Annotated in this window: 9 protein-coding genes; 2 read left to right on the top strand and 7 right to left on the bottom strand. The window is 62.9% G+C overall.

Features of this window, described 5'->3' with window-relative positions:
• A partial coding sequence (locus JYJ84_RS22860; RefSeq protein ID WP_205184928.1) for a helix-turn-helix domain-containing protein occupies positions 1 to 434 on the top strand: 434 nt, incomplete at its 5' end.
• Between the two features lie 90 nt (positions 435 to 524).
• Here the strand turns inward: JYJ84_RS22860 and gltA are convergent.
• From gltA to JYJ84_RS22895, 7 genes are all read right to left on the bottom strand, one after another.
• Positions 525 to 1826: a citrate synthase gene (gene gltA / locus JYJ84_RS22865; RefSeq protein ID WP_011355741.1), complete on the bottom strand. Its 1302-nt coding sequence runs from the start codon at positions 1824 to 1826 to the stop codon at positions 525 to 527.
• Between the two features lie 53 nt (positions 1827 to 1879).
• Positions 1880 to 2152 carry a succinate dehydrogenase assembly factor 2 gene (locus JYJ84_RS22870; RefSeq protein ID WP_122949213.1) on the bottom strand — a complete coding sequence of 91 codons (273 nt, stop codon included), beginning with the start codon at positions 2150 to 2152 and terminating at the stop codon, positions 1880 to 1882.
• Positions 2153 to 2159: 7 nt separating this feature from the next.
• On the bottom strand, positions 2160 to 2861 hold the full coding sequence (locus JYJ84_RS22875) for a succinate dehydrogenase iron-sulfur subunit (RefSeq protein WP_060242989.1): 702 nt from the start codon (positions 2859 to 2861) through the stop codon (positions 2160 to 2162).
• 21 nt (positions 2862 to 2882) lie between these two features.
• Positions 2883 to 4661: a succinate dehydrogenase flavoprotein subunit gene (sdhA, locus tag JYJ84_RS22880; RefSeq protein ID WP_043177662.1), complete on the bottom strand. Its 1779-nt coding sequence runs from the start codon at positions 4659 to 4661 to the stop codon at positions 2883 to 2885.
• Between the two features lie 3 nt (positions 4662 to 4664).
• Positions 4665 to 5033 (bottom strand): succinate dehydrogenase, hydrophobic membrane anchor protein, encoded by a 369-nt coding sequence (gene sdhD / locus JYJ84_RS22885; protein ID WP_006487767.1) that lies wholly within the window; start codon positions 5031 to 5033, stop codon positions 4665 to 4667.
• 4 nt (positions 5034 to 5037) lie between these two features.
• Complete coding sequence (sdhC, locus tag JYJ84_RS22890) at positions 5038 to 5454, bottom strand: succinate dehydrogenase, cytochrome b556 subunit (RefSeq protein WP_034185792.1); 417 nt, start codon at positions 5452 to 5454, stop codon at positions 5038 to 5040.
• 171 nt (positions 5455 to 5625) lie between these two features.
• Positions 5626 to 6450 (bottom strand): GntR family transcriptional regulator, encoded by an 825-nt coding sequence (locus tag JYJ84_RS22895; RefSeq protein ID WP_175222923.1) that lies wholly within the window; start codon positions 6448 to 6450, stop codon positions 5626 to 5628.
• Positions 6451 to 6738: 288 nt separating this feature from the next.
• Between JYJ84_RS22895 and JYJ84_RS22900 the strand changes: the two genes are divergently transcribed.
• On the top strand, positions 6739 to 7720 hold a 982-nt coding region (locus JYJ84_RS22900; protein ID WP_205189496.1), incomplete at its 3' end, for a malate dehydrogenase.

Here is a 7720-nt window from a genome sequence, read left to right on the forward strand (position 1 = left end):
ACACGGCCGCCCCCGAAGCCGAACGCCTCGATCGCGTGCTCGACGCAATCGACCGGCACTTCCACGAACCACTGCGCATCGACACGCTCGCCGCCGCTGCGCACATGTCCGAACGCACGCTGCAGCGCCTGTTCGTCCGGCACCTCGGCGAAAGCGTCGGCCGCTACGTGCAGCGGCTGCGACTCGCGCACGCGTGCCGTCATCTCGTCGGCACCGACTGGCCGATCGCGACCGTGGCTGCGCGCTGCGGCATTCCGAATGCCGCGAACTTCAACCGCCAGTTCCTCGCCGCGCGCGGGATGACGCCCGGCGCATACCGGCAGTTCTTCGTGCAGCACGGCCACGCGCCCGATGACGACGCACCCGAACTCGACACTCGCCCGCCGTCGCTCGACCACCGCGCCGGCCCGAGCGAACCTCGGCCGCACAAATGAAAACACCCCGACGGGATGACCCGTCGGGGTGTCGAGGCGTTGCGATCGCCCGACGCGAGCGGCCTGCCGGCCGTTCGCGCCGCGCACGACTTAACGTGCGTTGAGCGGCTTCGCTTCGCGCGGCGTATCGCCGATGAACAGCTGACGCGGACGGCCGATCTTCTGTTCCGGATCGCCGATCATTTCGTTCCACTGTGCAATCCAGCCGACCGTACGTGCCATCGCGAAGATACACGTGAACATCGACGTCGGGATGCCCAGCGCGCGCTGGACGATGCCCGAGTAGAAGTCGACGTTCGGGTACAGCTTGCGCGACACGAAGTATTCGTCTTCCAGCGCGATCTTCTCGAGCTGCATCGCGAGCTTGAACAGCGGGTCGTCGTGCAGGCCCAGTTCGTTCAGCACTTCGTAGCACGTTTCGCGCATCAGCTTCGCACGCGGGTCGTAGTTCTTGTACACGCGGTGACCGAAGCCCATCAGCTTCACGCCCGAATTCTTGTCCTTCACCTGCTTGATGAATTCGGGGATGTTGTCCGGCGAACCGATCTGCTCGAGCATGTTCAGCGCGGCTTCGTTCGCACCACCGTGCGCCGGGCCCCACAGACAGGCGATACCGGCAGCGATACACGCGAACGGGTTCGCGCCCGACGAACCGGCCAGGCGGACGGTCGACGTCGATGCATTCTGCTCGTGATCGGCGTGCAGGATCAGGATACGGTCGAGTGCGCGGACGAGCACGTCGTTGACCTTGTACTCTTCGCACGGGTTCGAGAACATCATGTGCATGAAGTTCGCGCTGTACGACAGCGAGTTCTTCGGATACACGAACGGCTGACCGATGCTGTACTTGTATGCCATCGCGACGAGCGTCGGCAGCTTCGCGATCATGCGGATCGCCGACACTTCACGGTGACGCGGATCGTTGATGTCGAGCGAGTCGTGGTAGAACGCCGACAGCGCGCCGACTGCGGCGACCAGGATCGCCATCGGGTGCGCGTCGCGGCGGAAGCCACGGAAGAAGAAGTGCATCTGCTCGTGCACCATCGTGTGCTTCGTGACGGTGTCGACGAATTCCTTCTTCTGCGCTGCGTTCGGCAGCTCACCCTTCAGCAGCAGGTAGCAGCTTTCGAGGAAGTCCGCGTTTTGCGCGAGGTTGTCGATCGGGTAGCCGCGGTACAGCAGCTCGCCCTTGTCGCCGTCGATGTACGTGATCGCCGAATTACAAGCTGCCGTCGACATGAAGCCCGGGTCGTACGTAAACTTGCCGGTCTGGCCGTACAGCTTGCGGATGTCGATTACGTCCGGGCCCATCGTGCCCTTGTAGATCGGCAGTTCGACGCTCGGCGAGTTGTCGCTGAACGATAGCGTGGCTTTAACATCAGACGGAGTCATGGCACATCCTCAATCGAAATAAAGAAACGGGATTCGATAACGGGCGTAACGCGTTACACGTTGCGCAGCATCTCCAACAGCCGGTGAATATCCGGGCTGTTTAGGTCGCCTTCTGGTTCCTTGCGCGCGAGGAGCAAGTCCATCAGGTCGTTGTCGCTCAGATCGAGCAGGCGCGACAACGCGCCTACGTCTGCATCGGTGAGGTCATGCTCGTATCTGCTGAAGAAACGCTCGAAGATGATGTCGTTTTCCAGCAGACCCCGCCGCGCGCGCCAGCGGAGGCGCGCGCGACGGTGCGGGTCGGATTGGTGCGAATCGTCGCTCATCTCGACCTTAAACCGCGCGGCGGACCATCAGTTCCTTGATCTTGCCGATCGCCTTCGTCGGGTTCAGGCCCTTCGGGCAAACGTCGACGCAGTTCATGATCGTGTGGCAACGGAACAGACGGTACGGGTCTTCCAGGTTGTCGAGACGCTCGCCGGTCGCCGTGTCGCGGCTGTCCGCGATGAAGCGGTAAGCCTGCAGCAGGCCGGCTGGGCCGACGAACTTGTCCGGGTTCCACCAGAAGCTCGGGCACGACGTCGAGCAGCTCGCACACAGAATGCACTCGTACACGCCGTCGAGTTCGTCGCGTTCTTCCGGCGACTGGAGGCGTTCCTTCTCCGGCGGCGGCGCGTCGTTGATCAGGTACGGCTTGATCGAGTGGTACTGGTTGAAGAAGTGCGTCATGTCGACGATCAGGTCGCGCACGACGGGCAGGCCCGGCAGCGGACGCAGCACGATCTTCTGCGGCAGGTCGTTCAGGTTCGTGAGACACGCGAGACCGTTCTTGCCGTTGATGTTCATCGCGTCCGAACCGCACACGCCTTCACGGCACGAACGGCGGAACGACAGCGTCTCGTCCACTGCCTTCAGCTTGACCAGTGCGTCGAGCAGCATGCGCTCGTGCTGGAGCTCGAGCTCGTACGTCTGCATGCGCGGCGCTGCGTCCTTGTCCGGATCGTAGCGGTAGACTTCAAAAATGCGTTTTGCCATTTCGGATTCCTTTGACTCGGCTTAGAACGTGCGCGGCTTCGGCGGCACGGATTCGACCGTCAGCGGCTTCATTTGAACCGGCTTGTAGTCGAGGCGATCGCCTTCGCTGTACCACAGCGTGTGGCGCAGCCAGTTGTCGTCGTCGCGGTGTTCGTAGTCGCTGTGGGCGTGTGCGCCACGGCTTTCCTTACGTGCTTCCGCCGACACCATCGTTGCGCGAGCAACTTCGATCAGGTTCTCCAGCTCGAGCGCTTCGACGCGCGCGGTGTTGAACACCTTCGACTTGTCCTTCAGGTGGATGTTTTCCACGCGTGCCTTCAGGCCGGCCATCTCGTCGACGCCTTCCTTCAGCAGTTTCGACGTGCGGAACACGCCTGCGTGCTTCTGCATCGTCGAGCGGATGTCGTTCGCGACGTCCTGCGTGTATTCGCCCGAGGTCGACTTGTCGAGCTTCGCCAGGCGCGCCAGCGAGAATTCGCCTGCATCGGCCGGCAGCGGCTTGTGTTCCTTCTGGTTCTTCACGTGCTCGACGATGTGGTTGCCGGCCGCACGGCCGAACACCACGAGGTCCAGCAGCGAGTTCGTGCCGAGGCGGTTCGCGCCGTGCACGGACACGCACGAGCATTCGCCCACTGCGTAGAAGCCGTTGACCGGATCCTTGTGACCGCCGCGCGACGTGCCGACGACCTGACCGTGGATGTTGGTCGGGATGCCGCCCATCTGGTAGTGGATCGTCGGGACGACCGGGATCGGTTCCTTGATCGCGTCGACGTTCGCGAACTTCAGCGCGATTTCGCGGATCGACGGCAGACGCTTCATGATCGTCTCGGCGCCGATGTGCGACAGGTCGAGCAGCACGTGATCCTTGTTCGGACCCACGCCACGGCCTTCCTTGATTTCCTGGTCCATCGAACGCGACACGAAGTCACGCGGCGCCAGATCCTTCAGCGTCGGCGCGTAGCGCTCCATGAAACGCTCGCCGTTCGCGTTGCGCAGGATACCGCCTTCGCCGCGCACGCCTTCGGTGATCAGCACGCCCGCGCCGGCCACGCCGGTCGGGTGGAACTGCCAGAACTCCATGTCCTGCAGCGCGATGCCCGAACGCGCAGCCATGCCGAGGCCGTCGCCGGTGTTGATGAACGCGTTGGTCGATGCCGCGAAGATCCGGCCTGCGCCGCCCGTCGCGAACAGCGTGGTCTTGCCTTCCATGATGTAGACGTCACCCGTCTCCATCTCGAGGGCCGTCACGCCGAGCACGTCGCCTTCCGCGTCGCGGATCAGGTCGAGCGCCATCCATTCGACGAAGAACTGCGTCTTCGCTTCGACGTTCTGCTGGTACAGCGTGTGCAGCAGCGCGTGACCGGTACGGTCGGCGGCCGCGCAAGCGCGCTGGACCGGCTTCTCGCCGTAGTTCGCGGTGTGGCCGCCGAACGGGCGCTGGTAGATCGTGCCGTCCGCGTTACGGTCGAACGGCATGCCGAAGTGCTCGAGCTCGTACACGACGTTCGGCGCTTCACGGCACATGAATTCGATCGCGTCCTGGTCGCCGAGCCAGTCGGAGCCCTTGATCGTGTCGTAGAAGTGGAAGTGCCAGTTGTCTTCGCTCATGTTGCCGAGCGACGCGCCGATACCGCCCTGCGCGGCCACCGTGTGCGAACGGGTCGGGAACACCTTCGACAGCACGCCGACCGACAGGCCCGCGCGCGACAGTTGCAGCGCTGCGCGCAAGCCGGAGCCGCCCGCGCCGACGATCACCACGTCAAACTTGCGACGCGGGAGGTTAGATTTGATTGCAGCCATTCTTTACACTCTCCAGAGAATCTGCGCGGCGTAGCCCGCACATGCGAGCAGCCAGACGATGGTCAGCGATTGCAGCAGCAGGCGCACACCGACGGGCTTCACGTAGTCCATCCAGATGTCGCGCACGCCGACCCATGCGTGGTAGAAGAGGGAAAGCAGCATCACGAAGGTCGCGAGCTTCATCCATTGCGCGGCGAAGATCGAGGCCCAGCCTTCGTACGAGAAATCGTGCGCGCCGAAGAACAGGACGAGCAGGATGACCGTGTAGACCGCCATGATCGTGGCGGTGACGCGTTGCGCGAGCCAGTCGCGCAGGCCGTAGTGCGCGCCGACGACGAGGCGCTTCGAGCCGATTCGGTTATTGGCTGCCATTTTCTTAGAATGCTCCGAACAGTTTGAGTGCCATGGCGATCGTCAGGGCGATCGAGACGACAAAGACGACGACTGCCGTCCGCTTGCCGCCTTCCTTCGTGACGGCGTCATGGTTGACGTCCATCAGCAGGTGGCGAATGCCGGCGCAGAAATGGTGGAAGAAGGCCCACGACAGTGCGAGGACGATCAGCTTGACGATGATGTTGGAGAGGAAAGCCTTGAAGACTTCGAAGCTGAGCTCGGACGTGAGGCTCTGGTCGAAGAGGAACAGCAGGAACGGCAGGAACAAGAACAGCAGCGCGCCGCTGACTCGATGGAGAATCGACAATATCGCTGCCAGCGGCATGCGATATTTCATCGTGATATCGCCGAATCCGATGTTCCGGTATTCCGGCCTCGGCTTTCTTACTGCATCAGTCATGCTAGACCCCTACTATGTTGTCACACTAATCCGCGATTTTAGCGCCTTTTTATATCGCGCTGCAGCGAAAGTCTGCTCTGGATAGTTGCGCGAACAAGAACAAAAGGCGGCCCGAAACGTGCTTCGCGACCGTGGGGAACGCGAACGCACTCGGCTTGAGCCGATACACCGTCAACTCAAGTCATTCTGATAGTAGTACCCGGTTGTGACATACCAGCCGCGACGCACTTCCACCGGCCGGTCTCCGTATGTATAGGACACGCGCTCGACCGACAGCAAAGGAAAACCCGCCGGCACGTGCAGCAGGTCGGCTACCGCCGGCTCCGCCGCGACCGCGCGGATCTTTTCCGTTGCGCGGATCATCCGCGTGCCGAACTCGGTCTCGAACATCGCATAGAGCGGCCCCTTGTACTCGCTCAGCCGCTCGAACGTGAGCCCGCGGAACATCGCGCCCGGCAGCCAGATCTCGTCGAGCACCGTCGCTTCTTTCTCGAATTCCAGCAGGCGGCGCACCTGCACGACGGGATCGGCCGGTTTCAGGTCGAGCTGCCGCGCGATCTCGGCCGGCGCGCGCAGGCGCCGGCATTCGAGCAGGCGGCTCACGTGCGGATGCTCGGCACCGTCGTCGGCCAGGAGGCGCAGGAAGCGGAACTGCGCGCGATCCTCATTGTGCGTTGCAACAAAAGTGCCCTTGCCCTGCCGCCGGACCACGAGGTTTTCGGCCGCCAGCTCGTCAATCGCCTTGCGGACGGTGCCCTGGCTGACCTTGTAGCGGGCCGCGAGCTCCACCTCGCTCGGGATGATCTCGCCCGGCTTCCATTCACCGGTTTCGAGACTTTGCGTGATCAATGACTTAATCTGCTGGTATAACGGGCTGAACGTCGGCGACGGCGGCGCCGCAGGCGAAGATGCGGGATCGCTCGCGCCCGGCTGCCCTGGGCCGCCTGCGCCGGTCTGATTCGCGGTATTCGCCTGGTTCGATGTCATGGCGCGCATTTCATCACAAACCGCACTTTTAAGTCCACTCAATTTCCGCAAAACATCTGTCTTATATAAGACATATGATACCGTTTGACTTTGGGCCTGCCGGCTCCTACACTCCGGGTCGAGCAAGGGTTCGCGGGTGCAACAGCGCGTCCCCGGCTACGTGCCACGGCCGTCTCCAGGTTCACCGCGTCTGCCATCGCGAGTCCTCCGCCCTGCTTCAATGCAACGCTACGCACAACGCGCATAGAATGGCGTTTTCGCGAGTGTCCAACGCTTCACCCGTCCTGGAGATTTTCAATGGCTAAGCCCGCAAAGCGTGTTGCCGTCACCGGCGCCGCAGGTCAAATCGCTTACTCCCTGCTGTTCCGCATCGCGAACGGCGACCTGCTCGGCAAGGACCAGCCGGTCATCCTGCAACTGCTCGACCTCCCGCAAGCCCAAGGCGCCGTCAAGGGCGTCGTGATGGAACTCGACGATTGCGCGTTCCCGCTGCTGTCGGGCGTCGTGATCACCGATGATCCGAAGGTTGCATTCAAGGATGCCGACGTCGCACTGCTGGTCGGCGCACGTCCGCGCTCGAAGGGCATGGAGCGCAAGGACCTGCTGTCGGCGAACGCCGAAATCTTCACGGTTCAGGGCGCTGCGCTGAACGAAGTCGCGAGCCGCGACGTGAAGGTGCTGGTCGTCGGCAACCCGGCGAACACGAACGCATACATCGCGATGAAGTCGGCACCGGATCTGCCGAAGAAGAACTTCACGGCCATGCTGCGCCTCGACCACAACCGCGCGCTGTCGCAACTCGCAGCGAAGTCGGGCAAGCCGGTCGCATCGATCGAGAAGCTCGCCGTGTGGGGCAACCACTCGCCGACGATGTACCCCGACTTCCGCTTCGCGACCGCCGAAGGCGAATCGCTGCTGAAGCTGATCAACGACGACGTGTGGAACCGCGACACGTTCATCCCGACCGTCGGCAAGCGCGGCGCGGCGATCATCGAAGCGCGCGGCCTGTCGTCGGCAGCGTCGGCAGCCAACGCGGCGATCGACCACGTGCGTGACTGGGTCCTCGGCACGAACGGCAAGTGGGTCACGATGGGCATCCCGTCGGACGGCTCGTACGGCATCCCCGAAGACATCATCTACGGCGTGCCGGTCGTTTGCGAAAACGGCGAGTACAAGCGTATCGAAGGCCTGGAAATCGACGCGTTCTCGCGCGAGAAGATGGACGGCACGCTGGCCGAGCTGCTCGAAGAGCGCGATGGCGTCGCCCACCTGCTGAAGA

Origin of the sequence: Burkholderia sp. LMG 13014, from assembly GCF_905232215.1 — a bacterium.
In the GTDB taxonomy this organism is placed as follows: domain Bacteria; phylum Pseudomonadota; class Gammaproteobacteria; order Burkholderiales; family Burkholderiaceae; genus Burkholderia.